Below are 26,568 nucleotides of genomic sequence, written 5' to 3'. Positions count from 1 at the left end.
GAAGCTATGACGCGGACGGGCGTTCGACAATGAACGCTGATCAGTCAGCACCCCTTTCCTTTCGTCATCCTCCGGCGGAGCGAAGCGCAGACCGGGGGACGCAGCGGCACCGAAGGCGATCTGTTCAGCCGTGGCGCGGGAAGCAGCGATGTCCGCGACAGGTTCGCGCTCTCGCGCGCCGCTGCGTCCCCCGGTCGGCGCCGCGAGAGCGGCTTGCCGGAGGATGACGAACGAGAGGGCTATTCCTTCGACTGGATCACCGCCCGCATCTGCGCCCAGCGTTCCAGCCGCGCCCTTATCTTCTCCTCGTGCCCCTCGCCCTTCGGCGCATAGAAGGTCCGGCGCTCCATCTCGTCGGGGAAGAAGTTCGCGCCGGAGAAGCCCTCCTCCGTCGAGGGGTCGTACTGGTAGCCCTTGCCGTAGCCGAGCTGTTTCATCAGCTTTGTCGGCGCGTTGCGGATGTGGGCGGGGGGCATCAGGGAGCCGGTCTCGGCCGCCGCTTTCTTCGCCGCCTTGAAGGCCTCGTACACGGCGACCGATTTGGGCGCGGTAGCCAGGTGGACCACCGCCTGTGCCAGGGCGAGTTCGCCCTCGGGACTGCCGAGGAAGTCGTAGGTGTCCTTGGCGGCGTTGGCGACCATGATGGACAGAGGGTCCGCCTCGCCGATGTCCTCGACCGCCATGCGCACGATCCGGCGCGCCAGATAGAGCGGATCCTCGCCGCCGTTGAGCATCCGCGCCAGCCAGTAAAGAGCCGCGTCGGGGTCAGATCCGCGAACCGATTTATGCAGCGCGGATATAAGGTTATAGTGCTCTTCTCTCGACTTGTCGTAGGCGGGGGCGCGGCGTTGCAGGGTTCCGGCGAGGGCCTGGACGTCCAGCACGGGCCCACCCTCGTCCTTGGCCGGCAGGGCGAACAGGGTCTCGGCCATGGTCAGTAGATAACGGCCGTCGCCGTCGGCCAGCGCCGTCAGAGCCTGACGCGCCTCGGGCGTCAGGGGCAGGACCTGACCCTCCTGCGCCTCAGCCCGGGTCAACAATTGATCCAGCGCCGCGTCGTCCAGTCGCTTGAGCACGAAGACCTGGCTGCGCGACAGGAGGGCGCCGTTCAGCTCGAAAGAGGGATTCTCGGTCGTGGCGCCGACGAGGGTGACGATCCCCTCCTCAACGAAGGGCAAGAAGCCGTCCTGCTGGGCCCGGTTGAAGCGGTGAATCTCGTCGACGAACAGAAGCGTCGACTGGCCAGCGGCACGGCGCATCCGCGCCTGTTCGAAGGCCTTCTTCAGGTCGGCGACCCCGGAGAAGACGGCCGAAATCTGCTGGTACTGATAGCCGGCAGCCTTGGCGAGCAGGCGGGCGATGGTGGTCTTGCCCGTGCCCGGCGGCCCCCACAGGATCATGGATCCCAGACGACCCGCTTCGATCATGCGCCGGATCGGCCCGCCCTCGCCCAGCAGATGATCCTGGCCTACGACCTCGTCCAGTGTGGCGGGGCGCAGGCGGTCGGCCAGCGGCGCGTCGGGGGGATGGATGCCGGAGGCTTCGAACAGGTCGGTCATGGATGATCAGGTGTAGGCGTTCGCATCGCCGATTTCACGCGTTACAATGACCGTGAACCGAGGAGATGACATGGAACAGGTCGATGCCCCCCCGCCCCTGACCGGCGTGACCCCCTATCTCAGCATCGCCTCGCGCGGCGGCCAGGCGGCGGTCGAGCTTTACGCGCGAGCCTTCGGAGCGGTCGAGGTGCGGCGCATGCTGGCCGAGGACGGCGAGCGACTGGTCCACTCCCACCTGCGCATCAATGGCTGCAGCGTCATGCTGTCCGACGAATTCCCCGAGTATGGGATGGAGTCAGATGTCGTGCCCAAGGGCGTGACCCTGCACCTCCAGGTCGATGACGCCGACGAATGGTGGGCCCGAGCCATCGTCGCCGGCTGCGTGCCGATTCAGCCGCTGGCGGACCAGTTCTGGGGCGACCGCTACGGCCAGGTGAAGGACCCGTTCGGCCACTGCTGGTCTGTCGGATCGCCGATCAGGAAGGGCTGACATGGCGGACGCCTATGTCCCGCCTGATCCGCCTGTCGTGCCCTATCTGATGGTGCACGACGGGCCGGCTGCGCTGGACTGGTACGAGCGGGCGCTCGGGGCCACGGTCGAGTTTCGCTATGATGAGGCCGACGGGCGGGTCGGGCATGCGACGCTGGCGGTCAACGACGGCGTCATCTACCTCGCCGACGAATTCCCCGAGGCGCAGGACCGGATCGGGGCGGCCGCGCCCCGGACGCTGGGCTCAACCACCGTCAGCATCTCACTGGCCGTCGACGACGTGGACGCCTGGACCGCGCGGGCCGTAGCCGAGGGCGCCCTCGTCATCCGCCCGGCCGGAGACGAGTTCTACGGCCGCCACGCCAAGCTGACCGACCCCTACGGCCACGTCTGGTCGTTCATCGGGCCGAAGACGGCCGCCTAGCCGGCGTAACCGACCCGGCCGGTCATAACCCGGCCCTGGCGCTGGATGGTCACCTCGGACCCGCGTGCGCCGCGGCGAACGGCGGCGATATCGCGCACCGGGCGGCCGTCGATCTGGGTCACGACGTCTCCAGGCTGGAAGCCGTTGGCGCGCGCTGCGGTGCGTCCGCCGACATTGGTGACGATGGCCCCGCTGGCGAACGGGTCGCCGCCCAGCCGGTCGGCCAAGGCCGGGTTCAACACCGCGATCTCGGCCCCGGCGAACGGGCCCTGCTGGATGATCTCGCCATCGCCCTTGGCGTCGCCGGGAAGAGGCTGGACGCGCGCGTTGAGAGTCTGGCTGCGGCCATCCCGCAAGACGGTGACGACCACGGATTCATTGGGGCTTTTCGTTCCGACGCGGAAATTCAGGCCGGCCTGGTCGTGGACCTCGGCGCCGTCCAGCGCGGTGATGACGTCGCCTTCTCGGAGACCCGCGCGCGCGCCCGGCCCACCCGCGTAGACGTCGGTGACGATCAGCCCCTGGGGCCGGGGCATGCCGAGGGAACGGGCGATCTCGGCCGAGACCGTGTCGCCCTTCACGCCCAGCCAGGGACGGACAACCGCCGTCTCGCCGCCAAGGGCCGAATCGACCACGCGACGGACCATCGAGGCCGGGACCGCGAAGCCCACGCCCGCGGACGAGCCGGAGCGCGAGAAGATCGCCGTGTTGATGCCGATGACGTCGCCGTCCATGTCGACAAGAGGCCCGCCCGAGTTGCCGGGATTGATGGCCGCATCGGTCTGGATGAAGGAGCCCGAGTCCGAGATGCCTGTCTCGGTCCGGTTCAGGGCCGAGATGATGCCGTTGGTGACGGTCTGGCCGACGCCGAACGGATTGCCGATGGCCAGGACAAGGTCCCCGACCTCCTGTTCCTCGCGGTCGTCGATGGCGAGGACGGGCAGTTGTTCGGTGACGCCCTGAAGCTGGAGCACGGCGATGTCGGAGCGTTCATCGGCGAGGATGACCTCGGCGGGGTATTCGCGGCGGTCGTTGAGGACGACGCGGATCTGGGTCGCGCCCTCGATGACGTGGTTGTTGGTCACCACGATGCCGTCGGAGCGGATGATGACGCCGGAGCCTGCGGATTCCGCGACCCGCTGCTGGGGCATGCCGCCGCCGAAGAACTGGAAGAAGGGATCGGCCTGGACCCGCTGGATCGAGCGGGCCGAGATGTTGACCACGGCGGGGGCCGTCTCGCGCACCACGGGAGCGAAGCTCTGCTTCATGGTGGAGGCGTCGGTCGGGGTCCGACGGTCGGTGGGTTCGGCGAAGACCCCGTCCTGGGCCCTGGTGGAGTTGGCGTTGCCGCAGGCGGCCAGGGTCAGGGCCGCCGCGAGGGCGATCATCGAAGTCTTCATCGTCGTCCGGAAGTAAGCCATGGTCAGGCCCCTATATCTGTCCCGCTTTCGGGCTGGATCAAGGCGTCCGCGTTGCAGCCTCGGCACGTTCGGCCTTCACCTTTACGCGCCAGCCCAGCAGGCCGGCTGCACCCAGCACCACGGCGGCCATGAAGAAGGCGAGCCCCGGATGCGGCGCCCAGGCCTCGGGTCCGACCGACATCGCATAGACCCAGCCGAAGAACAGCGGCGAGGCGATGCCGGCGATAGAGGCCACGGAGTTGTTCGCGCCCTGCAGCTGGCCCTGTTCGTCGTCCCTGACGTGACGCGTCATCAGGGCCTGCATCGTCGGCATGGCGAGACCCCACAGGCTGTTGGGCAGCATGGCCAGCGCGAACCAGATCCCGTCCGGGGCCCAGCCCATCATCGCCATCCCGATCGCGCCGCCGACGAAGCCGACCAGCATGGTGCGACGATCGCCGAGCCATTTCGTCACCGGACCCACGACCATGCCCTGCATGACCATGTCGATGACCCCGACCCCGGCCAGCAGGATGCCCACCTCACGCGGCCCCCAGCCGTAGCGGTGCATGGCGTAGAGCACGAACACCGCCGAGAAGACGTGGTGAGCGAAGTAGAGCAGGAAGTTCACGCCTGCGAGGCCGGTCAGTTCGACGTGTCGCCGCAGCAGATCCATGGCTCCGACCGGATTGGCGCGGCGCCAGCTGAACGGCATCCGCTTCTCGACCGGCAGGCTCTCGGGCAGGACGAACAGGCCGTAGAAGAAGGCTACGCCCGACAGGAAGGCGGCGAACCAGAAGGGCGCGCGCGGCCCGATCTCGCCCAGGAAACCGCCGACGACGGGGCCCAGCACGAACCCGCCCGAGAAGGCCGCGCCGATCAGGCCATAGGCGCGCGCGCGATTCTCCGGCGCGGTGATGTCGGCCATATAGGCGTAGATCGCGGTGAAGCTGGACGAGGTCAGCCCGCCCAGGATGCGCCCGACGGCCAGCCACCACAGGTTCGGGGCCAGGGCCATCAGGACCCAGTCGAGGGCCAGACCGGCGCAGGAAATCAGGATCACGGGCCGGCGCCCATAGCGGTCCGACAGCGAGCCGATCACCGGCGAGGCCAGGAACTGCATCGCCGCCCACATGGCCACAAAGGCCCCGTTCCAGATGCCGGCCGAGGCGCTCGATCCCGCGAACTCCTCGATCAGCGAGGGCAGGACGGGCATGATCACGCCCATCGAGAGGATGTCGAGCACCGCCGTCACGAAGATGAAGGCAATGGCCGCCTTGCGCGCCCTGGGATTGAGGATCGACATCGGACGGCGGGTCTAGCCGAGCCCGGCCGCCTTGTCTTGAGGCGCGGCGTCATACCCGGTTCGCACGGCCGTGGTTAGAGGACGACGCCATTCTGGAGAGATCGATGCCCCTCGACCGCCGTCGTCTTCTGCTCGCCGCCGGGGCCTCGGCCTTCGCGCCGGCCATCGCCCGGGCTCTGAGCATCCCCGCCGACGTGCGGACCGGGACGGTCGCGGACGTCGACCATGTCGTGATCCTGATGCAGGAGAACCGGTCGTTCGATCACTATTTCGGGGCGATGAAGGGCGTGCGCGGCTTCGGCGACCGGTTGCCGATCCCGGTCGCCGACGCGCCCGATCGCGAGAACGGGACCTGCTGGGTCCAGGCCAATCCCGGCCGTCCCGGTCGACCGGCGGTCATCGCCCCGTTTCCGCTGAACACGGCGGAGGACTTCCGACTGATGCGCGTCGAGGGCACGCCGCATAGCTGGCCCGACGCCCAGGCGGCCTGGGACGAGGGTCGAATGGCGGCCTGGCCGGTCGCCAAGACCGAGCATTCGATGGGCTATTTCCGGCAGGAGGACATCCCCTTCCAGTACGCCCTGGCCGAGGCCTTCACGGTCTGCGACGCCTATCACTGCTCGATCCAGACCGGCACCAACTCGAACCGGCTGTTCCTGTGGACCGGGACGAACGATCCGTCAGGGATGAAGGGTGGTCCGTCGATCTCCAACTCACACGACGCGCTTGTCGCCGACGGCGGCCATCCGGACTCGTATCGCTGGACGACCTATCCGGAGCGGCTGCTGCAGGCCGGGGTGAGCTGGCGCATCTATCAGGACATGGCCGACAACTTCACCGACAACCCGGTGGCCGGCTTCAAGACCTTCCGTGACAGCCATGACGGCAAGCCCGGGTCGGATCCACGCCTCGCGCAACTGGGGCTCTCGACCCGCAAGCTGGACGGGCTCCGCGAGGACGTATTGACCGGCGCCCTGCCCCAGGTGTCGTGGATCGTCGCCCCGGCTGCGGCATCGGAACACCCCGGCCCCTCCAGCCCGGTCCAGGGCGCGGACTACACCGCCCAGGTGATCGAGGCCCTGACCGCCGATCCGGCCGTCTGGGCCCGCACGGTCCTCTTCATCATGTTCGACGAGAACGACGGCTTCTTTGACCACGTCCCGCCGCCCGCGCCGCCCTCCGCCGATGGCGGCGGATCGACCGTCGATACGATCGGCGAATACCACCTGGAGACCACAGCCAGCGAGGCCGCGACCGAGCGGCCGGAGTTCGCGGGTCGGCCCTATGGCCTGGGGCCGCGCGTGCCGATGTATGTCGTCTCGCCCTGGAGCCGGGGCGGCTGGGTCAGTTCGGAGGTGTTCGACCACACCTCGGTGATTCGCTTCATGGAGACCCGCTTCGGAGTCGAGGAGCCGAACATCTCGCCCTGGCGGCGCGCGGTGTGCGGCGACCTGACCGGCGCCTTTGACTTCGCGACGCCCAACGCCCCCTTCCCATCCCTTCCGGAGACACAGGCCCTGGCCGCCCGCGCCGCCGCCCTGCCCGGTCGAACCGTGCCCTCGACGCCCGCAACGCCCGAGCCGCCGATCCAGGCGACCGGCGTGCGTCGCTCCCGCGCTCTTCCCTATGATCTGGCGGTAGCGGAACATGTCGTGGAGGGCGCCATCGGCCTGACCTTCAGCAATCGGGGCCGGTCGGCCGCCGTCCTGCACGTCTATGACCGGTTGCGGCTGGAGACGGCGCCGAGGCGTTTCACCGTCGGGGCGGGAGCCCGGATCGACGGGGTCTGGGAGGCGGGTCCCTACGACCTGTGGATCCTCGGTCCGAACGGTTTCCATCGTCATTTCGTCGGAGACCCGGGGCGTGATGCACTGACGCTGACGGTGGAGCCCGGCGCCGACAGCCGGGAACTGGTTCTGACGATCGCCAATACCGGCGACCGGGAACGGCGGATCGAGGCTTTGACCGACCCCTATGGACCCGTGGCGGCGCCGTGGCGTCTCTCGGTCGCGCCGGGTGCGACGGCCGTGCGCCGCGCCAGCCCCGCGATCGCCCAGGGCTGGCACGACATCTCCATGCGGGACGGCGAGGGCTGGGTGCGGCGTCTCGCCGGCCGGATCGAGCTCGGAGCGGACTCGATCAGTGACCCGGCCATGGGCGGCCCGGCGCGGATGACACGGGCCTGAGCCGTCAGGACAGCCGGTCGCGGAAGTCGGGGTAGTCGAACTGTCGGACCAGCCGCAGGGCGTCGGTCTCCGAGTTCCAGAGCGCGATGGCAGGCAAGGGCACGCCGTTGAAGGTCGTCGTCTTGACCATCGAATAATGCGCCTGGTCGAGGAAGGCGATCCGCGTTCCTGCCACCGGCGGCGTGGTGAAGCGGTAGTCACCGATGATGTCGCCGGCCAGGCAGGACGGGCCGCCGAGACGGAAGGCGACGCCCTCCCCGGCCTCGTTCAGCATCGCCGGGCGGTAGGGCGCCTCGATGACGTCGGGCATGTGGCAGGTCGCCGAGATGTCGGTGATGGCGATCGGCAGGCTGTTGTCGAAGGTATCAAGCACCTCTCCGACCAGGATGCCGGCGTCGAGCGCGATGGCCTCGCCGGGCTCGATATAGACCTCGATACCGTGTCGTTCGGCGATGGCCATGAGGAAGACTCCCAGGCCGTCGCGGTCATAGTCGGCGCGGGTGATGTGGTGACCGCCGCCGAGGTTCAGCCATTTCAGTGAGGCGAGCGCGTCCGCGATCTTCGGCTCCAGCGAGGCCCAGATGCGCTGCAGCGGCTCGAACCCCTGTTCGCACAGGGCGTGAAGGTGGAGGCCGTCGACGCCTTCCAGGTGCTCAGGCTTGAGCTGGGAGACCGGGAAACCCAGGCGCGATCCGAACTGGCAGGGGTCGTATTTTGCGACCTCGGCCTCGGAGTGTTCGGGGTTCAACCGCAGGCCGATGTCGAAGACCTCGCCTGCCGCGCGCGCCTCGGCAATGAGGTCGGCAAACCGCGCGACCTGAGCCGGAGTGTTGAAGATCACCGAGTCCGACAGGCGCAGGATCTCCGGCAGGTCCCCTGCCTTGTAGGCCGGCGAGTAGGTGGTCAGGTGACCCTTGTAGAACTCGCGCGCCAGCCGCGCCTCCCACAGGCCCGAGGCGCAGACGCCGTCGAGATACTCCTCAACGAGATCGGCCAGCGACCACATCGAGAAGGCCTTGAGCGCCAGCAACACGCGCGCGCCGCCGGCCGCCCCGACATCCTTGAGGATGCCGAGGTTGCGACGCACCGCCATCTCGTCGACGACGAAACAGGGCGACGGCACGCGGCCGAGGTCGAAGCGGACGAAGGCGCCGGGCCCGCCGGCCTTCGTTTCCATGGCGCCGGAGGGGGTGTGCATCGGACTGTCCCCGTCAGAACGCGAGAGGCGCGTCCAGCTCCTGCACCTTCCAGGGCAGGCCGTGCTTGTTCAGCATGTCCATGAACGGGTCGGGATCCAGCTGCTCCATATTGAACACGCCCGCGCCCTTCCACTGACCGGTCAGGATCATGGCGGCGCCGATCATGGCAGGCACGCCGGTCGTGTAGCTGACGGCCTGGTTGCCGGTCTCGGCATAGGCTTCTTCATGGTCGCAGACGTTGTTGACGTAGACGGTCTTCCGGACCCCGTCCTTCAGGCCGGTCGCGATCGTGCCGATATTGGTCTTGCCCTTGGTGAGGGGACCCAGGGACGACGGTTCGGGCAGAAGGGCCTTCAGGAACTCGATCGGGATGATCTCGCGCCCCTGGAACATCATCGGCTCGATCGAGGTCATGCCGATGTTCTCAAGCACCTCGAGGTGTTTCAGATAGCTGTCGCCGAAGGTCATCCAGAAGCGGATGCGGCTGATCTCCGGATAGAATTTCGCCAGCGATTCCAGCTCCTCATGGTACATGAGGTACATGTTCTTCGGTCCGACCTGGTCGAAGTCGAAGACCTGTTTGTGGGTCAGGGCCGGGCCCTCGATCCACTGGCCGTTCTCCCAGTGACGCGACGGGGCGGTCACTTCGCGCAGGTTGATCTCGGGATTGAAATTGGTCGCGAACGGCAGGCCGGTGTCGCCCCCGTTGCAGTCCAGGATGTCGAGCGTCTCGATCGAATCCAGCAGATGCTTCTTCGTGTACGTCGTGAACACCGAGGTCACGCCGGGGTCGAAGCCCGAGCCCAGCAGGGCCATCAGACCGGCCTTCTCGAAGCGGTCCTGATAGGCCCACTGCCATTTGTATTCGAACTTCGCCTCGTCGCGCGGCTCGTAGTTCGCGGTGTCCATATAGTGGACCCCGGCTGCAAGGCAGGCGTCCATGATGTTCAGGTCCTGATACGGGAGGGCCAGGTTGACCACGAGCGCGGGCTTCACCGCATTGATCAGGGCGGTGGTGGCCGTCACGTCGTCGGCGTCGATCGCCGCCGTGTCGATGACCACGCCGGTGCGTTCCTTCACCGAGACGGCGATGGCGTCGCATTTGGACTTCGTCCGCGACGCCAATGTGATGTGCGAAAAGATGTCGGCGTTCATCGCCATCTTGTGGACGGCGACGGAGCCAACGCCCCCCGCCCCGATTACGAGAACCCTGCTCATCTCATGCACTCCTGAAGTCTGCACCACCTGAAACCCGTCACATCGACGCGTTGGGTGGGGTCCTATACGAGGATGGCGTTTCCCGTAACCGTCTGTGGTCCTGTTTTGCGTCGGCAGACGTGCTTATCGCGATACGAGGGACGAACCCGCCCCGTGGAACCTGTCGGAAGCTTAATCCTCCACACGCTTGCCGTGCGCGTGTCGCCGGGCCAAGCTTGCCCCATGAACGCTGTCATCGAGACCCGTAACCTCACCAAGACCTATGGGGCGGTTCGCGCCCTTGACGGGCTGAGCCTGACCATCCCGCGCGGCGGGGTCTATGGCGTGCTGGGGCCGAACGGGGCCGGCAAGTCGACCCTGTTCCGCATCCTGCTGGGCCTGATCCGGCCGACCGACGGCGAGGCCACAGTCATGGGCGGCCGGATCGGCGACGTCGCGGCCTCGCGGCGGATGGGCTCTATGATCGAGACGCCGCGCTTCCCGCCCTTCATGACCGCGCGTCAGGTGCTGGTCTGGCTGTCGGCCGCCCACGGGCTGACGCCCGACGCAGCGCGCGTCTCCGGCTGGCTGGAGCGCGTCGGTCTGACCGAGGCCGCCGATCGCAAGGTGCGAGGCTTTTCCGTCGGCATGCTGCAGCGGCTGGGCGTCGCCGCCGCACTCATCACTGAACCGGAACTCGTCATTCTCGATGAGCCGACCAGCGGCATGGATCCGCCCGGCATCCAGGAGATGCGCGCCCTGATCCGGTCGCTGTCCGAAAAGGACGGCATCACCGTGGTTCTGGCCAGCCACCAGTTGCTGGAGGTCCAGCGCGTCTGTGACCGCGTCGCCATCATGAACCGGGGCAAGCTGGTGCGCGAAGGCCTGGTCTCGGAACTGACCGCTTCCGGCGAGCGTCTGCGTCTGTCGGTGACGCCGATTTCGAAGACGCTGGAGATCGTGTCCAGCCTGCCCGGCGCCTCGGCCGTGCTGGAAGCCGACGCCGTCATGGCCACCCTGCCCCGCACCGACGTGCCCGCACTGCTGCGCGCCCTGGTCCAGGGCGGCGTCGATATCGACGAGGCCCGCTGGGTCGGCGCCGATCTGGAGAGCGTCTTCATGTCCGAGACCGGCTCCGTCCAACACCCGGAGACGATCCATGCTGGCTGATTCCGTCCTCTCCGAGTTCTACCGCCTGATGCGGAACCGCATGGCTGTGTTCTGGTCCGTTCTGTTCGTGCCGTTGCTGTTCGTAGGCGGCGGCATCATTTTCCACCTCGTGACCAAGTCGCGGATGGAAGACATGACAGGCGACCTGTCGGCCTCTGGCATAACGGCGACGGCGCAGGTCAAGGCCGTCGAGGACCTGGGTCAGGATCTGTTGAAGATCGCCGGCATTGCGGCGAATGGCGCAATCCTGGTCTTCATGCTGATCGGTGCGTCGACCCTCTATGCCGGGGATTACCGCTGGGAGACCTGGCGGCTGACCAGCGCCCGCAACAGCCGGATCAATCTGATCCTGGGCAAGGTCGGCGTCTTCAAGCTCCTGACCCTGATCGCCATCGCAGTCTTCGTCATCGCAGGTCTGATCTTCTCGGTCTCGGGGGCCGTGATCAACGGCTCCAGCCTGGCTTTCACCTTCGACGGCGGCGACGCCGGGTCCTTCGCCCTCACCCTGCTGCTCAGCTACATCCGGATCATCCAGTACGCGATGATCGCCCTGTTGGCGGCAGTCCTGACGCGTTCGCTGCTGGCCGCCCTGTTCGTGCCGGTGGTGCTGGGCTTCGCCCAGACCCTGCTGGGCGGACCGGGTCTGGCGATGCTCGGCTGGGAGCCGACAGGCTGGCCGGCGCAACTGCTGCTCCCCGGTCTCGCCTTCGATACCCTGAAGGCCGTCGCCGGACCGGACGGGGCCCCCGCAGGCATGCCCGACGGCCTGGTGATCAAATCGATCGTCAGCCTGCTGCTCTGGACGCTGGCCCCGCTGGCGGGCGCCATCGCCTGGTTCAATCGGCAGGACCTGTCGAAGGAATAGGCGGCCCCGGGCTGATTGACCCTTCCGCGACGAGCCAGTCGCGGAAGGCGTCGACCGAGGCGTCCGGCCGCCCTTCGGGCCGCAGGAAAACGAACCTGGACGGCCGCTCAGCGAAGCCGAAGGGCGCGACCAGCCGCCCCGCGGCGATGTCGGGCGCCACGAAAGCCCAGGGCGCGATGGCGGCGCCCATGCCGGCGGCGGCGGCCTCGACCATCGAGTTGTTGTGCTGGAATTCCCGCTCCTGCGGCGCGCGCGGCAGGGGCACCCCCACCAGTTCGCTCCATACGGCCCAACTCTCGCGGAAGGTGGAGGCGTGCAGGCGCGGCAACCGCCCCAGGGCCTCGATGGTCATGCCGGGCGGCGTCACGGTCGGTGCGCCGACCGGTCCCTGATACTGGGGCAGGAAGGGCGTCGCCTCCTGCCGATTCGGAGCTTCACCCGGATTGAGAATGCGGATCGCGCCATCTACCCGCGCCTTCGCGAAATCGATGGCGGCGTAGGACTCCGAGACCTTCACCCGGATCTCGGGATGAAGGGCCATGAACCCCGGCAGGCGCGGGATCAGCCATTTCAGCGCGAAGGTGCCGAGGCAGGAAATCTCGATCTCGCGCCGTTCGTCGCGGCGGGCAGAAGCGACGGCGTCGTTGATGGTCGTGAAGGCCCCGGACAGCCGCGCGGCCAGTTCGGCGCCGGCGGGCGTAAGGGTCAGGCGATGGCGTGGTCCGACGACGAGGGGGACGCCGAGATGGTCCTGCAGCGCCGCGACCTGACGGCTGACCGCGCCATGAGTAACGCACAACTCGGCAGCCGCCGCCGTCATCCCGCCATGGCGCGCGAAGGCCTCGAAGGCGCGAAGCGCGTTGAGCGGCGGCGGCGCGACGGACTTCATGTGACCTCAGCTCACAGACTGCCGCCGGTTTAATCGATTTCAGCCGAGAGGCAATTCGCGTTGAACCTGATCGATGCCGCTGTTCGACAAACAACCGCCCCGCCGCACCCTCTGGGACCGCATTCTGTACGCCACTGCCGCCGTCGCGATCTGGGCGGCCGTCCTCTACTGCGCGCTGGGCTGAGCCGGGCCGGTCCGCACGCGCGGACCGGCCCGGTCAGTCTCAGAACGAACGGCGCAACGTCACGCCCATCGTGCGGGGTGAGCCGACCGAATAGCCGAGGCGCGCCCGGCCGCCGCGCTCACGATCGAACGACATCAGCGGGTTCTCGTCGAACGCGTTGTTCAAATAGACGACCGCCTCCACGCCGTTGCCGAACTCCACGCCGGCGGCGATGTTGAACAGCTCGTAGCTGGGCAGTTCCAGATCGACGATCGTGGCCCGCGTACCCGTCGCCCCGCCGAACGGCAGGCCGGAGGTGAAGGAGCGAGGATTGTTCTCCTGGTCGCTGGCCTGGGTGTAGCGGCTGCCGACATGCTGGAACGAGGCCGTGACATAGGCCGGCATGCCGCCGGCCAGATCGAAACTGTAGGTGGCGTTCAGGGCCAGCTGCAGCTCCGGCACCGACGGCAGGCGGTTGCCCTCACGGATGCCGCCGATCACGGCGCCCGTGCCGTCGCGGACGGTCGAATCGAACTCCGCCTGGACGAAGCTGCCCGAGAAGCCGACCTCCAGGTTGTCGCTCAGCAGGGTCGAGAGTTCCAGTTCCACACCGGCGGTGTGAGCCTCGGGCACGTTGAACACGATCCGCGAGGAGCAGGAGCCGGCGTCCAGCGTGGTCTGCAGATTCTCGATGTCGGTATAGAAGATCGCCGAGTTCAGGGTCACGGCGCCGAAGCGCGACTTCACCCCCGCCTCATAGTTCCACAGGGTCTCATCCTCATAGGCTTGGAAACCGCCGAAGATGGCGCGGTCCGAAGGCGAGCAGAGGGGGACGTTGAGCGGATCGTTGACCCCGCCAAGGCGGAAGCCCTGGGCCGCCTGGGCGTTGAGGGTGACGTTCTCGGAGGCTTCGTAGCTGACCAGGATGCGCGGGGTGAACCCGTTGGACTCGGTCGTGTCGGTGCGCCGGTCGCCATTGGCGAACAGGCCGCCGGAGGTGAAGCTGCGCGTTTCGGAGAAGTCGTAGAACCGGCCGCCGCCGGTGACGGTCAGCTGGCCGAAGTCGTAGCTGGCCTCGCCGAACACGGCCATCTGTTCGATGTCATAGGGCAGGAAGGCGTTGTACGGCGAGTTCGGACCGAAGCCGTTACGAACCGAGGCCGAGGTCCCCGCGCCCAGTGCGGCGTCCGTAGCGGCGTCATATCCCGATGTCGGCAGGGTCTGCTGATAGACGCGATCGACCTGGGAATAGAAGGCGCCGACCAGCCACTGGAACGCGCCGTCGCCGGTCGAGGCCATGCGCAATTCCTGAGACTTCTGCTCAAGGTCCGTGGTGTCGCGCAGGTTGGACGGCAGCAGCACGGCGGCGGACGGGAACCCGAGGTCCACCGACACCGAACCCGTCAGGGCGCTGGCGTCGCGGCTGACCAGGATGTCGCGGTTGATGTAGCTGGTGACCGAGGTCAGCTCGACACCGCCGAAATCGATGCTGGCCGTCAGGTCGGCGAGGAAGGTCTCGTCATTGAACGACTCGTCCAGCAGCAGGAACTGCTCGCGTTCGTCGAATGTGACGGCCGGACGGGTCGTCGTGAACGGATTGGCGAAGATGTTGAACACCTCCTGCCGGTTGAAGCCGTCGGTCTCGATCTCCTGATAGACCAGGCGCGGCGTGATCGAGATGGAGTCGTTGGGCTGGAACAGCAGGCTGATGCGCCCGCCCGTCCGGCTGCCGTCGTTGATGTTGTTCTCGATCGCGCCGCCGGGGCGGCGGGCATCGATGAAGCCGGCGTATTCGGTGTGATAACCCACGATCCGAAGCGCGGCGGTATCGCCGAGCGGCAGATTGATGGCGCCTTTCAGATGGCCGCCGCCGTCATCTTCCGCGACGACGTTGACGTTGGCCTCCAGCAGGCCTTCGGTCACGCCCAGGACCGGCTGATTGGTGATGTAGCGCACAGTGCCGCCCACCGAGCCGGAGCCGAACAGCGTCCCCTGGGGACCGCGCAGGGTCTCGACCCGGTTCAGGTCGAACAGGTCCAGGTCCGGGGTGAACAGCGACAGCGAGATCACGCTTTCGTCCAGATAGACGCCCACCTGTTCCTTCACGCCCGGCTGGTCGCGCACGACCTGGCCGGCGGAAACGCCGCGCACGGACACCTGGCTCTGACCTGGCCCGAGATTCTGGATCGACAGGCCCGCCACGTTCCGGGACAGGTCCTCCAGCGTCACCGCGCCGGATCGCTGGATATCTTCCTGTGTCTGGGCATTGATCGAGAAGGGCACGTCCTGGATCGTCGAGGCCCGTTTGGTGCCGGTTACGATGATCTCGTCCAGATTGGTGGCGTCCTGGCCGTCCTGGGCCATGGCGGCGCCGGACGAGGTCGCGAAGGCGAGAGCACAGGCCGCCGTCAGCAGCCTGGATCGCGTCATAGTCCTGGTTGAAAATGCGAACATTTGAGCCTCCCTGAGTTTTTTAATTATCGGCAAGCTATGCCGCACCCGGGGAGTCGCCCACTGGCAAGATCTCGGAGAACGAGAATTTGCGAACGGCGTCGTCGTTTTGTCACAAGGAACCGGTGTCAATTCTCTTCGGGCGCGCCGAGAGGGAAGTAGCTCCGATACGGCCGGGCCTCCTCGAGCGCACGAGCGTAGCTGGGCCGCGCCAGCAGGCGGCGGCGATAGGCCCACAGGTGGACGTGCTCCTTCGGGATCGCATGGGTCCAGTGGGCGTACAGCAGGCCCGGAGCGGCGCCGCAGTCGGCCAGGGTGAAGACCTCGCCCGCCGCCCAGGTCCGGTCCGCCATGACGTCGTTCAACCAGACGTAGGCCGTCTCCAGCTTCTTGCGCGCGTCGGCGTCGGTCCCGGCGTCACGCTCCGCCTCGGGGCGCAGGGCGTTGTAGATGATGCGCTGCTGATTGGCCTGCAGGTGGTTGTCGAAGACGCGGTCCATGAACCGCGTCTCCAGCGCCAGGTCGGGGTCGGTGGGGATCATCGGCGTGGCCGGCGAGATCTGGTCCAGCCGCTCGATGATGATCGAGGCCTCAGCGTAACGCCGATCCCCATCCTTCAAGACCGGGAACTGGCCGAAGGGCCACAGGGCGCGGAGCTCGGCCATCGCTCCCTCATTCTCCAGCATCCGCTGCTCAAAAGGCAGGTCCTTCTCATAGAAGGCGACGATGGCCTTCTGGCAGTAGGAGGAGAAGGGGTGGCTGTAGAGAACGAGGTCGGTCACAGGCGCTTCTCCATCCAGACATTGCAGCGGGCATAGGGCGTCGGTTGCGGCGGCAGGTCGACGAAGCCGAACCGGTTGTAGAGGGCGATGGCGTGGGTCTGGGAGCTGTTGGTCTCCAGATAGAGGCGCGGCGCGCCGGCGGATCGGGCGTGCGCCTCGCAGGCCTCCAGCAGTCGATGCCCGAGGCCAAGGCCCTGAGCGTCCGTCGCCGCAGCCATCTTGCCGACCTCGAAGCCGCCGTCGGACATGGCCATCAGGGAGCAGCAGCCGACCGCCTCCCCCTCCCGCTCGGCAATGAAGATGACGCCGCCCTTCGACAGGATCGATCCTTCGGGATCGTCCAGCACAAGCCGGTCCTTGGCCTCGATGGCGTAGCCGCCGGCCAGGATCCAGTATTGGTTCAGCGACACCCAGGCGGCGGCGTGGTCGGGACGATAGGGAACGATCTGGATTGCCGGAGCGGAATTCATAGCGCCATCGTGCACGACCGGGCGGCCAAGCAAAAGGGCGACCCGATCGCTCGGGCCGCCCTTCAATAGCTCAACCGTGGCGTCGAAGCTTACGCTTCGTCGTCGCCCTCGATCGCGTAGACCGGACCGGAGTCCTGGCCCTTGGCGTCGACGTCGCGGTCGACGAACTCGATCACGGCCATCGGGGCGTTGTCGCCGTGACGATAGCCGGCCTTCATGATGCGGATGTAGCCGCCGTTGCGTTCGGCGTAGCGCGGGCCGATCGTTTCGAACAGCTTGCCGACCTGGGTCACGTCACGGACGTGGCTGATGGCCTGACGACGGGCGTGCAGGTCGCCCTTCTTGCCGAGGGTGACCAGCTTTTCGACGAAGGGGCGAAGCTCCTTGGCCTTGGGCAGGGTGGTCGTGATCTGCTCGTGCTTGATCAGCGACGCAGCCATGTTGGCGAACATGGCGGTCCGGTGGCTGGCCGTGCGGCCGAGCTTGCGATAGGCGGCGCCGTGGCGCATCGGGGTCTCTCCTACTCCGGCCCGGGTTTCCCTCTTCAGGGACCTTGGACCGCATTCATTCTAACCGCTCCGATGACCAACAATCGGTCCGGGCGGAGGGTTGAAACTAGATCTGGTCGTCGAACTTCTTGGCCAGGTCTTCGATGTTTTCCGGGGGCCAGTTCGGCACATCCATGCCGAGCGACAGACCCATGGAGGTCAGCACTTCCTTGATCTCGTTCAGCGACTTGCGGCCGAAGTTCGGGGTGCGAAGCATTTCGCCCTCGGTCTTCTGGATCAGGTCGCCGATGTAGACGATGTTGTCGTTCTTCAGGCAGTTGGCCGAACGGACCGACAGTTCCAGCTCGTCGACCTTCTTCAGCAGGGCCGGGTTGAACGGCAGATCGGGCTTGCCGTCCGTCGCTTCCACAGCCTTCTTCGGCTCGTCGAAGGTGATGAAGATCTGCAGCTGGTCCTGCAGGATGCGCGAGGCGTAGGCCACGGCGTCCACAGGCGACACAGCGCCGTTGGTTTCGACTTCCAGCACCAGCTTGTCATAGTCCAGCGACTGGCCCTGACGGGTCGGCTCGACGCGATAGGCGACGCGCTTGACCGGCGAGTACAGGGCGTCGACGGCGATCAGGCCGATCGGCGCGTCTTCCGGACGGTTGAACTCCGAAGCGACATAGCCCTTGCCGTTCTGGACGGTCAGTTCCATGCGGATCGAAGCGCCGTCATCCAGGGTGCAGATGACGTGGTTCGGGTTCAGCACCTCGATGTCCGCGGGGACGTCGATCTGGCCGGCGGTCACCGGACCGGGGCCCGTGGCGCGCAGGGTCATGCGCTTGGGGCCTTCGGCGTGCATGCGCAGCGCCAGCTGCTTGATGTTCAGCACGATGTCGACGACGTCTTCACGCACGCCTTCCAGCGACGAGAATTCGTGCACGACGCCGTCGATCTGGATCGCGGTGACGGCGGCGCCTTGCAGCGACGACAGCAGCACGCGGCGCAGGGCGTTGCCGAGCGTCACGCCAAAGCCGCGTTCGAGAGGTTCAGCGACCAGGCGCGCCTTGCGCTGGGCGTCGGAGCCGAGTTCGATTTGCGGCTTCTCGGGACGAATCAGTTCTTGCCAGTTTCGTTCGATCATGGGTGTCCCTCGAATGGAGTTCGCCGGCCCCTCGCTCCTCGTCAGGTGCGTACAGGGCCGGCGGAGAATAGGGTCGGCGTAGGCGGTCGGTTCGCTTAGACGCGGCGGCGCTTGGGCGGACGGCAACCGTTGTGCGGCATCGGCGTGACGTCGCGGATGGTCGTGATGGTCAGGCCGACCGACTGCAGGGCGCGGAGCGCGGACTCACGACCGGAACCCGGACCCGAGACGTTGACTTCCAGCGTCTTGACGCCGTGTTCCTGGGCCTTCTTGCCCGCGTCTTCGGCGGCCATCTGGGCAGCGTAAGGGGTCGACTTGCGCGAACCCTTGAAGCCCATGTGACCCGCCGACGACCACGAGATCGCGTTGCCCTGGGCATCGGTGATCGTGATCATGGTGTTGTTGAAGGACGCATTCACGTGGGCGACGCCCGAGGTGATGTTCTTGCGCTCGCGCTTCTTTACGCGACCCGGTTCCTTGGCCATGTGTCTGTCTTACTTCTTCTTGCCGGCGATCGGCTTGGCGGGGCCCTTGCGGGTGCGGGCGTTGGTGTGCGTGCGCTGGCCGCGGACCGGCAGGCCCTTGCGGTGACGCAGGCCGCGGTAGCAGGCCAGGTCCATCAGACGCTTGATGTTCATCGACACTTCGCGGCGCAGGTCGCCCTCAACGGTGTGATCCTTGTCGATCGTCTCGCGGATCTGCAGGACTTCGGCGTCGGTCAGCTGGTTCACGCGGCGCGAGGCCTCAATGCCCACCTTGCCGGTGATGTCCTTGGCGGCGGCGGGGCCGATGCCATGAATGTACTGAAGCGCGATTTCCACGCGCTTGTTGGTCGGAATGTTGACGCCAGCAATACGGGCCACGTAGCTCTCCAGATGCGCGGGGACAGACGCAGAAACCGCTCCGGTCAACAGACCAGGAGCGTGCGCGTCTTTCGCGGAAGCGGGCCTTATACAGGTGATTCAGTTTGCGTCAACCGGTGCGGTCATGTTCCGCAGTGCCAGCAGCTTTCCGCACCGATCGGACTGCCCGGAGGGGTCGGCGTTTCGATCCGGTTGGCTTCAAGCAACTGATCCAGCCGCTCGCGGTCATGCAGCAGGGCGCCCAGCCAGTGGTCGTGGGCCCGTTGGACCGGATCGGATGCGCGGGATGAGGCCAGCCGCGCGGCCAGGGTCTCCAGCCGATCCGCGACAACGGCGGATGTGGTCGCAGAAACCCGGTTGGAACGTAGCAATCCCGCGAGGGTCAGCGCGGTGCGGGCCTGCACCCGGCGCGCGGGCTCGCCGAGGCGACCGGGCGCGGGTGCGAACACGGCCGTGGTCAAGGTGTCGATCGTCTCGGTCAGACCAAGAGCCGCAGGATCGCGGCGCCCCATGTCGATCAGCCGCTCGACCCGCTCGGGGGCGAACAGGGCGGACAGCGTGACATCGGCCGCCGCCTCGGCCGCGCTGCCGGCGTCGAAGATGCGGCCCTGACGCGTGGCGAAGACCTCGATGTCGTGCTGGGGGTCGTTGTCGCCCGACTGCTGGGCGGCCAGCAGAGCCAGAAGCGGGTCAGGGAGATCGAGCCCGGCGGGCGCCAGGGTTGCGATCAGACCCGCCAGCGCCGCCCGCTGGGTCGCGGCCGGGACCGCCGTCGCGGCTTCGTGACCGTCACCGGCGACGGGGTAGGCATAGTCCACACCAGCGACCAGCTTGGCCACGGCGTCCACCTGGTAGCGGTGATACAGATAGATCGGTACGAGCCGCCGACGCAGGTCGTTGACGGCCGATCCGGCAGGCAGGTTGTCCAGGCCGAAATGGTCCAGGGCGACGCGCCGCACCTGCATCAGGTGTTCCAGTTCCGCGACCGGGTCCGAGCCGTTGTCCCACAGACTGCCCCAGGCCTGGGCGTCGCCGCCGATGCGGGCGTCCGGATCGGAGACGAAGCGCCAGGTCGCCGCCCCTGCCGCGGCACGGCGGTCCAGCTCGGCCTGATCGACATCGGAATAGAGCCAGTCGATGGCGAACCGGTCCCAGCCGCCCATGCCGACCGCGTAGGCGTCCCGGAAATTCAGCTGCTCGCCGTTCACGGCAATCTGCGGCACCGGATAATCCATCACCGAGGCGCGGTCCTGGGTCGAGGCCGCGAAATTGTGCAGCAGGCCGATGGCGTGGCCGACTTCGTGCGCCGACAGCTGGCGAATGCGGGCCAGGGCGATGGCCTGAGGATCATTGGGACCGCCTGCGCCCGTCTGGTCGGCGCCGACCAGACCTTCGAAGATCAGCATGTCCTGGCGGATGCGGAGCGAGCCCAGAAGGACGCTGCCCTTGACGATCTCGCCGGTGCGAGGATCGACTACGCTCTGGCCGTAGGACCAGCTGCGCGTCGCGCGATTGACCCAGTTGATGACGTTGTAGCGGGCGTCCAGCGGATCTACGCCCTCGGGCAGGACCTCGACGCGGAAGGCGTCGATATAGCCCGCGCGGTCGAAGGCGTCGGCCCACCACAGGGCGCCCTCGACCAGGGCCGACCGGATCGGCTCTGGCGCGGCGCGGTCGACGTAGAAGATGATGGGATCGACCACGGTCGAGCGGGCGGCCGTCGGATTGGTCTTCACCAGCCGGAAGCGGTTGGCGACGCGGCTGACGATGGGCTCGTCAAGCGGCGCGGAGAAGTCTGTGATGACGGTGCTGAGCGCGCCGGTGCGCGGGTCATAGGGACGCGGAGCGTAGTCGGCGTCCGGCAGGCGGATAAAGCTGTGGTGGACGGTGAAGGTGGCCAGCCGGGCGTCGGGCGCGATCTGGCGCAGCACCGGGCCGGGGCCATCGACGGAGAAGGTCAGCCGGGCCTCCAGCTCGACATTGTCCGGGAAGGCTTTCGCCTGCGACGCATCCACCATCGTCAGGTCGGTGACGGGGCGCAGCGTCCCCTGCCCGGCCAACCCCTGAACGATGCCGTGAGCGTCGCGGGTCACGAAACCGGAGATGTCGATGAGGACAGAGCCGTCGGGCGCCGTGGCGACCACATCCCCGGCCCAGACCGTCGAGCCGACGAAGGCGTCGCGCGCCGCCGCCTGTTCGTCCGGCGATCCGGCCGGGGCGCGGTAGCGGGGGTTCTCGAACTCGGCGACGACCCGTTTGCCGATGCGGCGGAAGGCCAGAATGTTCGTGGGCCCGATCTGGGCGCGGTCCAGGCCGGTGACCGCCGAGCCGACGCCGGTGCGCAGGGCCGTATGGTGGATGACGCGGGCGAGCGTTCCATCAGCGGCCGGCGCCGGCAGTTGCAGCAGGACCTTGCCTGACGCTGGATCGGTGAACAGGGTCAGGAGGCCGTCCTGACGGGTCAGGCCGTCGATGCTCTGGGCATAGGTGGCGGGCGTGGTCTGGGCGACCGCCGGGAGCGCGGCCGAACTCATCGTCAGAGCCAGGGCGATCGCTGTCGCCGTTCCGCCGAACCTGAAAGTCATGGATGCCCCCAACGCAAATCTGCGTCGCATCTGGGGCTGATTGTCCGGCGGCTGTCAAACCGCCGTTGGCCTATTGGCGGCCGAAGTTGACCGTGACCGTGACGCGAAACCCTTCCACCGGCCGTCCCGAGGCCGTCGTGGGCGGGCGGAAGCGGAAATGGGTCTCGGCGATCCGGACGGCCGCCTCGCCGAAACCGAATCCGCCCGGCTGTTCGTCCGCCACGCGGCAGCCCTCCAGACGGGTGTCGGCGCGGATGATGCAGCTGACCGCGCTGCGTCCCGCCCGGCGCTGTCGCCGCGCCTCCGGGGGCACGAAGGCGAGGATTTCACCGTTGGACGCTCCGCGCAGGATGATCGGACCTGAGCCGGAGCCCGGTCCGTCGCCTTCGCCCGTGCCGGATCCCGTCCCGGTCCCCTGCCCTCCCTGACCGAGGCCGGAGTTCAGGCTGGCGGTCGGCGAGGCTCCAACCACCAGGGTCGGCGCGGGCGCGGGCGCCGGCGGGGCCAGCGGCAGTTCCGGCGGCGCTTCCGGCGGCTTGGGCGGCACATGCACCCGGGACGCTGCGGCCGGTGCGCCGCCTCCTGGATCCACCTCAGCCGGTTCGACTGGAGGCGGCGGCGGGGGCGGCGGACTGAGCGGCCGGAACAGTTCGACCTCGATCGGCGCGGCGGACGGCAGGTCGATGGACTCGACCCGTCCCATACCGATGGCGGCGAACAGACCGGCGTGAGCCAGGGCGATCACGGCGACGGCGCCGGCCTTGCCCGCAAGGCGAGGCCGCGAAGATGACGGAGGATGGAACACGGCCGCTTCTACCATGCCCGGCTGAACGCGCGGGAATGGCGAAGGCTCAGCTCCCGTTCAGATCAGGAGGCGTCGAGAGCCGCGTCGATGGCCGAAGCCACGGTATCGATCGAGCCCATACCGTCCACCTCGGTCAGCAGGTCCTTGTCGCCGTAGTAGGGCAGCAGGGGCGCGGTGTTGCGGTTGTAGGCTTCCAGACGCACCTTGAAGCTCTCCGGATTGTCGTCCGGACGGCCCTGTTCGGCGAAGCGTTTGGAAATCCGCTCCGTCAGCGCTGCGTCATCGACCTTGAGCCGGACAACGCGATCGATCTGCTTGCCCAGCTTGGCCAGCATGGCGTCGAGCGCCTCGGCCTGGGCGATCGTGCGCGGGAAGCCGTCGAAGATGGCGCCGCCGGCGTCTTCGGCTTCCTTCAGACGGGCTTCAATCAGGGCGATGACGATGTCGTCGGCGATCAGGCCGCCCTTCGCCATGATCTCCTTGCACTGCTGACCCAGCTCGGAGCCCGAGGCGATGGCCTCGCGCAGCATGTCGCCGGTCGACAACTGGACCATGCCGCGCTGTTCGACCAGCCGCTTGGCCTGGGTACCCTTGCCGGCCGCAGGGGGCCCGAACAGGATCAGGTTCATGTTCAGGCTCCCCCCGACTTCTTCATTTAGCGACGGACGGGTGCGGGCGCGCCGCGACCGCCACGACCGCGCAGCTTGGCCTTCTTGATCAGGCCTTCGTACTGGTGAGCCAGCAGTTGAGACTGGATCTGCGCCACGGTGTCCATGGTCACCGACACGACGATCAGGATCGAAGTCCCGCCGAAGTACAGGCTGTTGCCCATCTGCGAGACCATCAACTCCGGCAGGAGACAGACGGCAGTGATGTAGGCGGCGCCGATCACAGTCAGGCGGGTCAGGACATAGTCCAGATATTCCGCAGTGCGCTTGCCCGGACGGATGCCCGGCAGGAAGCCGCCGTACTTCCTCAGGTTCTCGGCCGTGTCTTCAGGGTTGAAGGTGATCGAGGTGTAGAAGAAGCAGAAGAAGATGATCAGGCCTGCGTACAGCAGCATGAACAGCGGCTGACCATGGGTCAGCTGGGCGGTCACGAGCGGCAGCCAGCTCATCCATTGCGGCAGGTCGGCCGTCGCCGTCATCTGCGCGACCGTGGTCGGCAGAAGCAGCAGCGACGAGGCGAAGATCGGCGGGATGACCCCGGCGGTGTTCACCTTCAGCGGCAGGAACGAACGCTCGCCCCCGGCCATCCGGTTGCCTTCCTGGCGCTTCGGATACTGGATCAGCAGACGACGCTGGGCCCGCTCCATGAAGACGATGAAGACGACGGTCGCCACGGCCAGGACCGCGAGGAACAGAAGCGCGAAGGCCGACATCTGACCCTGCTGGGCCAGACCCAGCATACGGGCGACGGTGCCCGGCAGGACCGCGACGATACCGGCGAAGATGATCAGTGAAATACCGTTGCCGACACCGCGCGCCGTCACCTGCTCACCCAGCCACATGAGGAACATGGTGCCGCCCGTCAGGGAGACGACCGTGGTGGCGATGAAGAAGACGCCGGGCTCGTCGATCAGGCCGGGCTGGGCGTTGAGACCCGCCGCGATGCCGAACGACTGCGCCAGAGCCAGGAACACCGTCAGGTAACGGGTGTACTGGTTCAGCTGCTTGCGGCCGCTTTCGCCGCCTTCCTTCTTCAGCTTTTCCCACGGCGGATACACGCTGCCCATCAGCTGGACGATGATCGAGGCCGAGATGTAGGGCGTCACGTTCAGCGCGAAGACAGCCATCCGTTCCACGGCGCCGCCGGAGAACATGTTGAACATGTCCAGGACGCCGCGCTGTCCGTCCGGATCCTGGAAGAACTGCAGGAAGGCGGCGGAGTTGATGCCCGGGATCGGCACATAGGTGCCGATGCGATAGACGAGAAGCGCGCCAAGCGTGAACAGCAGACGCTTGTGAAGCTCGGTCGCTTTCGCGAACGAGCCCATGTTCATATTGGCGGCGAGTTGTTCGGCGGCCGAAGCCATATGTCGTTACCCCGACTTGTCAGTACGCGGCGTCCGATCCGCTTCCGAATCCGACGCCTTCGTCCAGATAGGCGAAGGGCGGCCCCTTAGCGAGACCGCCCCCCACGCTTTATTGGATTAAGCCTTGGCGGCCGTGCGGGTCGTGCGAGCCGAGATCTTGTTGGCGTCGCCACGCGGAGCCTTCGGAGCCGGAACCTTGCCCTTGGCCAGGTTGCGCTTCTCGACGCGAGCCGCAGCCTTGGCTTCAGCAGCGATACGCTCCTGAACGACCGAACCGCCTGCGGCTTCGATCGCCTTCACGGCGCCGGCCGAGGCCGACCACACGATCAGGTTCAGCTTGCCCTTGATCTCACCGGTGCCCAGCAGGCGGACGCCGTCCTTGACGCGACGGATCACGCCGGCGGCGACCAGGGCGTCGCCCTTGATCTCGCCCTTGATGTCCAGCTTGCCGCCATCGATGGCGTCCTGCAGGCGCCACAGGTTCACTTCGGCCAGCTTCAGGGCGTTGGGGTTGTTGAAGCCGCGCTTGGGCATACGCATGTAGAGCGGCATCTGGCCGCCTTCGAAGCCGCCGATGGCGACGCCCGAACGCGACTTCTGGCCCTTGACGCCGCGACCGGCGGTCTTGCCCTTGCCCGAACCCGGGCCGCGGCCGACGCGCATACGCTTCTTGTGGGCGCCTTCGTTGTCGCGAATTTCGTTCAGTTTCATGTGCCTGATCCTTTCGGGTGCTAGCGCCCGCTGAAGACAGCGGACTCGGCTGGTTGGACTCAAGTGGGAACGGCAAAACGAGCCGAACCCGGAACTTCAAGGTCGCGCGCTATAGCGGCTCCCCGGAAAGCAGTAAAGGCGACTCTCGCGAGCCGCCCTCACCGATCGCCCTGCCCTCCCCCGAAGGGAAGGAAAAGGCTTACTTTTCGACGATCTCGGTCAGGTGGGCGACCTTGGCGATCATCCCGCGAACCGAGGGGGTGTCTTCCAGCGTGGACTCGCGGCCCATGCGGTTCAGACCCAGGCCCACCAGGGTGGCGCGCTGGTCGTTCTTGCGGCGGATCGGCGAACCGGTCTGCTTGACGGTGACGGTTTTCTTCGCGGCCATGACTTAGGACTCCACGGCTTCGGCTTCGACCGGAGCCGAAGCGCCGTCGTTGCGGCGGCCCATCAGGTCGGAGACCTTCTTGCCGCGCTTCGAAGCGACCTGGCGCGGCGAGGACTGGACTTTCAGCGCCTCGAACGTCGCACGGATCATGTTGTAGGGGTTCGACGAACCGGTGGACTTGGCGACCACGTCGGCGACGCCGAGGGTTTCCAGGACCGCACGCATCGGACCGCCCGCGATGACGCCGGTTCCCGGAGGGGCGGCGCGCATCATGATCTTGCCGGCGCCCCAACGGCCGTTGCCGTCGTGGTGCAGGGTGCGGTTCTCGCGCAGGGGAACGCGGATCATCGTCTTCTTGGCTTCTTCGGTCGCCTTGCGGATGGCTTCTGGCACTTCGCGCGCCTTGCCGTGACCGAAGCCGACGCGACCCTTGCCGTCACCGACGACCATCAGGGCTGCGAAGGAGAAGCGACGGCCGCCTTTGACGGTGGCCGCGACGCGGTTGATGTGGACCAGCTTTTCGACGATGTCCGAATCCGGACCATCGGCGACGGGGCCGTTGCGGTTGTCGCGACGATTGCGGTCGTTGCCGCCGCCGCCACGTTGAGGTGCTTGCGCCATCTGTGCGGTCCTTAGAAGTTCAGGCCGGCTTCACGCGCGGCATCCGCCAGCGCCTTCACCCGTCCGTGATAGATGTAGCCGCCGCGGTCGAAGACCACATCGGTGACGCCCTTCTCGATGGCGCGCTGGGCGACCAGCTTGCCGATCGCAGCCGCGGCCTCGACGTTGGAGCCTTTGGAGGTGCCGGCCTTGTCGCCTTCCAGCGACGAAGCCGAAGCCACCGTGATCCCCTTGAGATCGTCGATGATCTGGGCCGAGATGTTCTTGTCCGAACGGTGCACGGACAGGCGCAGGCGACCATTGCCCATCGCCTTGAGGCGACGACGGTTGCGCTCGGTGCGGCGGACGGCTTTTTGCTTGAGAGTCGTTGCCAT

At 67.1% G+C, this 26,568-nt stretch carries 26 protein-coding genes; 5 read left to right on the top strand and 21 right to left on the bottom strand.

Going from position 1 to position 26,568, the window contains the following annotated elements:
• Positions 1-239 precede the first annotated feature (239 nt).
• Complete coding sequence (locus ACW17Y_RS07335) at positions 240-1,559, bottom strand: replication-associated recombination protein A (protein WP_492038087.1); 1,320 nt, start codon at positions 1,557-1,559, stop codon at positions 240-242.
• Between the two features lie 70 nt (positions 1,560-1,629).
• On the opposite strand from ACW17Y_RS07335, the gene ACW17Y_RS07330 reads away from it, so the two are divergent.
• Complete coding sequence (locus tag ACW17Y_RS07330; RefSeq protein ID WP_492038086.1) at positions 1,630-2,049, top strand: VOC family protein; 420 nt, start codon at positions 1,630-1,632, stop codon at positions 2,047-2,049.
• Between the two features lies 1 nt (position 2,050).
• Complete coding sequence (locus tag ACW17Y_RS07325; RefSeq protein WP_492038085.1) at positions 2,051-2,473, top strand: VOC family protein; 423 nt, start codon at positions 2,051-2,053, stop codon at positions 2,471-2,473.
• Here ACW17Y_RS07325 and ACW17Y_RS07320 read toward each other — a convergent pair.
• Positions 2,470-3,873 carry a Do family serine endopeptidase gene (locus ACW17Y_RS07320; RefSeq protein WP_492038254.1) on the bottom strand — a complete coding sequence of 468 codons (1,404 nt, stop codon included), beginning with the start codon at positions 3,871-3,873 and terminating at the stop codon, positions 2,470-2,472. The genes ACW17Y_RS07325 and ACW17Y_RS07320 overlap by 4 nt on opposite strands.
• Before the next feature lie 58 nt (positions 3,874-3,931).
• Positions 3,932-5,179, bottom strand: coding sequence for a TCR/Tet family MFS transporter (locus ACW17Y_RS07315; protein WP_492038084.1), 1,248 nt, complete (start codon positions 5,177-5,179; stop codon positions 3,932-3,934).
• Positions 5,180-5,283: 104 nt separating this feature from the next.
• Here ACW17Y_RS07315 and ACW17Y_RS07310 point away from each other — a divergent pair, with 104 nt between their 5' ends.
• Entirely contained in the window at positions 5,284-7,365 is a 2,082-nt protein-coding gene (locus ACW17Y_RS07310) for a phosphocholine-specific phospholipase C (RefSeq protein ID WP_492038083.1), read from the top strand.
• Positions 7,366-7,369: 4 nt separating this feature from the next.
• On the opposite strand, the gene ACW17Y_RS07305 is transcribed toward ACW17Y_RS07310, so the two are convergent.
• Together ACW17Y_RS07305 and ACW17Y_RS07300 are read right to left on the bottom strand one after the other, a co-directional pair.
• Positions 7,370-8,563, bottom strand: a complete 1,194-nt coding sequence (locus ACW17Y_RS07305) for a carboxynorspermidine decarboxylase (protein ID WP_492038082.1) — start codon at positions 8,561-8,563, stop codon at positions 7,370-7,372.
• Positions 8,564-8,576: 13 nt separating this feature from the next.
• A complete protein-coding gene (locus ACW17Y_RS07300; RefSeq protein ID WP_492038081.1) occupies positions 8,577-9,782 on the bottom strand; it encodes a saccharopine dehydrogenase family protein in 1,206 nt (401 codons plus the stop codon).
• 222 nt (positions 9,783-10,004) lie between these two features.
• Between ACW17Y_RS07300 and ACW17Y_RS07295 the strand changes: the two genes are divergently transcribed.
• Complete coding sequence (locus ACW17Y_RS07295) at positions 10,005-10,931, top strand: ABC transporter ATP-binding protein (RefSeq protein ID WP_492038080.1); 927 nt, start codon at positions 10,005-10,007, stop codon at positions 10,929-10,931.
• Entirely contained in the window at positions 10,921-11,796 is an 876-nt protein-coding gene (locus tag ACW17Y_RS07290) for an ABC-2 transporter permease (RefSeq protein WP_492038079.1), read from the top strand. Before ACW17Y_RS07295 ends, ACW17Y_RS07290 begins: the two co-directional genes overlap by 11 nt.
• Here ACW17Y_RS07290 and ACW17Y_RS07285 read toward each other — a convergent pair.
• The 16 genes from ACW17Y_RS07285 to rplR form a co-directional block, all read right to left on the bottom strand.
• Complete coding sequence (locus ACW17Y_RS07285) at positions 11,768-12,685, bottom strand: LysR substrate-binding domain-containing protein (protein ID WP_492038078.1); 918 nt, start codon at positions 12,683-12,685, stop codon at positions 11,768-11,770. The two genes, ACW17Y_RS07290 and ACW17Y_RS07285, sit on opposite strands and share 29 nt — an antisense overlap.
• A 223-nt stretch (positions 12,686-12,908) precedes the next feature.
• Positions 12,909-15,278: a TonB-dependent receptor gene (locus ACW17Y_RS07280; protein WP_492038077.1), complete on the bottom strand. Its 2,370-nt coding sequence runs from the start codon at positions 15,276-15,278 to the stop codon at positions 12,909-12,911.
• A 149-nt stretch (positions 15,279-15,427) separates the two neighbouring features.
• Positions 15,428-16,081 carry a glutathione S-transferase family protein gene (locus tag ACW17Y_RS07275; RefSeq protein ID WP_492038076.1) on the bottom strand — a complete coding sequence of 218 codons (654 nt, stop codon included), beginning with the start codon at positions 16,079-16,081 and terminating at the stop codon, positions 15,428-15,430.
• On the bottom strand, positions 16,078-16,551 hold the full coding sequence (locus ACW17Y_RS07270) for a GNAT family N-acetyltransferase (protein WP_492038075.1): 474 nt from the start codon (positions 16,549-16,551) through the stop codon (positions 16,078-16,080). Before ACW17Y_RS07270 ends, ACW17Y_RS07275 begins: the two co-directional genes overlap by 4 nt.
• Positions 16,552-16,640: 89 nt before the next feature.
• Positions 16,641-17,060: a 50S ribosomal protein L17 gene (gene rplQ / locus ACW17Y_RS07265; protein WP_298163210.1), complete on the bottom strand. Its 420-nt coding sequence runs from the start codon at positions 17,058-17,060 to the stop codon at positions 16,641-16,643.
• Positions 17,061-17,166: 106 nt separating this feature from the next.
• A complete protein-coding gene (locus ACW17Y_RS07260; protein WP_309627433.1) occupies positions 17,167-18,186 on the bottom strand; it encodes a DNA-directed RNA polymerase subunit alpha in 1,020 nt (339 codons plus the stop codon).
• Between the two features lie 95 nt (positions 18,187-18,281).
• Complete coding sequence (gene rpsK / locus ACW17Y_RS07255) at positions 18,282-18,671, bottom strand: 30S ribosomal protein S11 (protein ID WP_013268944.1); 390 nt, start codon at positions 18,669-18,671, stop codon at positions 18,282-18,284.
• 9 nt (positions 18,672-18,680) lie between these two features.
• Positions 18,681-19,049, bottom strand: coding sequence for a 30S ribosomal protein S13 (rpsM, locus tag ACW17Y_RS07250; protein WP_492024280.1), 369 nt, complete (start codon positions 19,047-19,049; stop codon positions 18,681-18,683).
• Positions 19,050-19,171: 122 nt separating this feature from the next.
• The gene (locus ACW17Y_RS07245; protein WP_492038074.1) at positions 19,172-21,634 is read right to left on the bottom strand and encodes a zinc-dependent metalloprotease; all 2,463 of its coding nucleotides are present in this window, start codon (positions 21,632-21,634) and stop codon (positions 19,172-19,174) included.
• A 70-nt stretch (positions 21,635-21,704) separates the two neighbouring features.
• Positions 21,705-22,439, bottom strand: coding sequence for an energy transducer TonB (locus tag ACW17Y_RS07240; RefSeq protein ID WP_492038073.1), 735 nt, complete (start codon positions 22,437-22,439; stop codon positions 21,705-21,707).
• A 62-nt stretch (positions 22,440-22,501) separates the two neighbouring features.
• Entirely contained in the window at positions 22,502-23,068 is a 567-nt protein-coding gene (locus tag ACW17Y_RS07235; protein ID WP_492038072.1) for an adenylate kinase, read from the bottom strand.
• A gap of 26 nt (positions 23,069-23,094) precedes the next feature.
• Positions 23,095-24,474, bottom strand: a complete 1,380-nt coding sequence (gene secY, locus ACW17Y_RS07230) for a preprotein translocase subunit SecY (RefSeq protein ID WP_492038071.1) — start codon at positions 24,472-24,474, stop codon at positions 23,095-23,097.
• Positions 24,475-24,591: 117 nt separating this feature from the next.
• Entirely contained in the window at positions 24,592-25,185 is a 594-nt protein-coding gene (rplO, locus tag ACW17Y_RS07225) for a 50S ribosomal protein L15 (protein WP_492038070.1), read from the bottom strand.
• A gap of 199 nt (positions 25,186-25,384) precedes the next feature.
• The gene (gene rpmD, locus ACW17Y_RS07220; protein WP_492038069.1) at positions 25,385-25,573 is read right to left on the bottom strand and encodes a 50S ribosomal protein L30; all 189 of its coding nucleotides are present in this window, start codon (positions 25,571-25,573) and stop codon (positions 25,385-25,387) included.
• 3 nt (positions 25,574-25,576) lie between these two features.
• Positions 25,577-26,194, bottom strand: coding sequence for a 30S ribosomal protein S5 (gene rpsE, locus ACW17Y_RS07215; RefSeq protein WP_492038068.1), 618 nt, complete (start codon positions 26,192-26,194; stop codon positions 25,577-25,579).
• A gap of 11 nt (positions 26,195-26,205) precedes the next feature.
• Positions 26,206-26,568, bottom strand: coding sequence for a 50S ribosomal protein L18 (rplR, locus tag ACW17Y_RS07210; protein ID WP_428149007.1), 363 nt, complete (start codon positions 26,566-26,568; stop codon positions 26,206-26,208).

The organism is Brevundimonas sp. AVps7 (assembly GCF_058681545.1).
The sequence above is the reverse complement of the archived record's forward strand: the minus strand, read 5'-3'. Positions and strand labels throughout refer to the sequence as shown.

What these genes read in the sequence shown, in the direction of transcription:
- ACW17Y_RS07260 (WP_309627433.1), bottom strand. Translation starts at nt 18,186, where the DNA reads ATGATCGAACGAAACTGGCAAGAACTGATTCGTCCCGAGAAGCCGCAA.
- ACW17Y_RS07290 (WP_492038079.1), top strand. Translation starts at nt 10,921, where the DNA reads ATGCTGGCTGATTCCGTCCTCTCCGAGTTCTACCGCCTGATGCGGAAC.
- rplO (WP_492038070.1), bottom strand. Translation starts at nt 25,185, where the DNA reads ATGAAACTGAACGAAATTCGCGACAACGAAGGCGCCCACAAGAAGCGT.
- rplQ (WP_298163210.1), bottom strand. Translation starts at nt 17,060, where the DNA reads ATGCGCCACGGCGCCGCCTATCGCAAGCTCGGCCGCACGGCCAGCCAC.
- ACW17Y_RS07285 (WP_492038078.1), bottom strand. Translation starts at nt 12,685, where the DNA reads ATGAAGTCCGTCGCGCCGCCGCCGCTCAACGCGCTTCGCGCCTTCGAG.
- rpsK (WP_013268944.1), bottom strand. Translation starts at nt 18,671, where the DNA reads ATGGCCAAGGAACCGGGTCGCGTAAAGAAGCGCGAGCGCAAGAACATC.
- rpmD (WP_492038069.1), bottom strand. Translation starts at nt 25,573, where the DNA reads ATGGCCGCGAAGAAAACCGTCACCGTCAAGCAGACCGGTTCGCCGATC.
- ACW17Y_RS07295 (WP_492038080.1), top strand. Translation starts at nt 10,005, where the DNA reads ATGAACGCTGTCATCGAGACCCGTAACCTCACCAAGACCTATGGGGCG.
- ACW17Y_RS07305 (WP_492038082.1), bottom strand. Translation starts at nt 8,563, where the DNA reads ATGCACACCCCCTCCGGCGCCATGGAAACGAAGGCCGGCGGGCCCGGC.
- ACW17Y_RS07325 (WP_492038085.1), top strand. Translation starts at nt 2,051, where the DNA reads ATGGCGGACGCCTATGTCCCGCCTGATCCGCCTGTCGTGCCCTATCTG.
- ACW17Y_RS07310 (WP_492038083.1), top strand. Translation starts at nt 5,284, where the DNA reads ATGCCCCTCGACCGCCGTCGTCTTCTGCTCGCCGCCGGGGCCTCGGCC.
- ACW17Y_RS07280 (WP_492038077.1), bottom strand. Translation starts at nt 15,278, where the DNA reads ATGACGCGATCCAGGCTGCTGACGGCGGCCTGTGCTCTCGCCTTCGCG.
- rplR (WP_428149007.1), bottom strand. Translation starts at nt 26,568, where the DNA reads ATGGCAACGACTCTCAAGCAAAAAGCCGTCCGCCGCACCGAGCGCAAC.
- ACW17Y_RS07270 (WP_492038075.1), bottom strand. Translation starts at nt 16,551, where the DNA reads ATGAATTCCGCTCCGGCAATCCAGATCGTTCCCTATCGTCCCGACCAC.
- secY (WP_492038071.1), bottom strand. Translation starts at nt 24,474, where the DNA reads ATGGCTTCGGCCGCCGAACAACTCGCCGCCAATATGAACATGGGCTCG.
- ACW17Y_RS07335 (WP_492038087.1), bottom strand. Translation starts at nt 1,559, where the DNA reads ATGACCGACCTGTTCGAAGCCTCCGGCATCCATCCCCCCGACGCGCCG.
- ACW17Y_RS07315 (WP_492038084.1), bottom strand. Translation starts at nt 5,179, where the DNA reads ATGTCGATCCTCAATCCCAGGGCGCGCAAGGCGGCCATTGCCTTCATC.
- rpsE (WP_492038068.1), bottom strand. Translation starts at nt 26,194, where the DNA reads ATGGCGCAAGCACCTCAACGTGGCGGCGGCGGCAACGACCGCAATCGT.
- ACW17Y_RS07330 (WP_492038086.1), top strand. Translation starts at nt 1,630, where the DNA reads ATGGAACAGGTCGATGCCCCCCCGCCCCTGACCGGCGTGACCCCCTAT.
- ACW17Y_RS07300 (WP_492038081.1), bottom strand. Translation starts at nt 9,782, where the DNA reads ATGAGCAGGGTTCTCGTAATCGGGGCGGGGGGCGTTGGCTCCGTCGCC.
- ACW17Y_RS07320 (WP_492038254.1), bottom strand. Translation starts at nt 3,873, where the DNA reads ATGAAGACTTCGATGATCGCCCTCGCGGCGGCCCTGACCCTGGCCGCC.
- ACW17Y_RS07245 (WP_492038074.1), bottom strand. Translation starts at nt 21,634, where the DNA reads ATGACTTTCAGGTTCGGCGGAACGGCGACAGCGATCGCCCTGGCTCTG.
- ACW17Y_RS07235 (WP_492038072.1), bottom strand. Translation starts at nt 23,068, where the DNA reads ATGAACCTGATCCTGTTCGGGCCCCCTGCGGCCGGCAAGGGTACCCAG.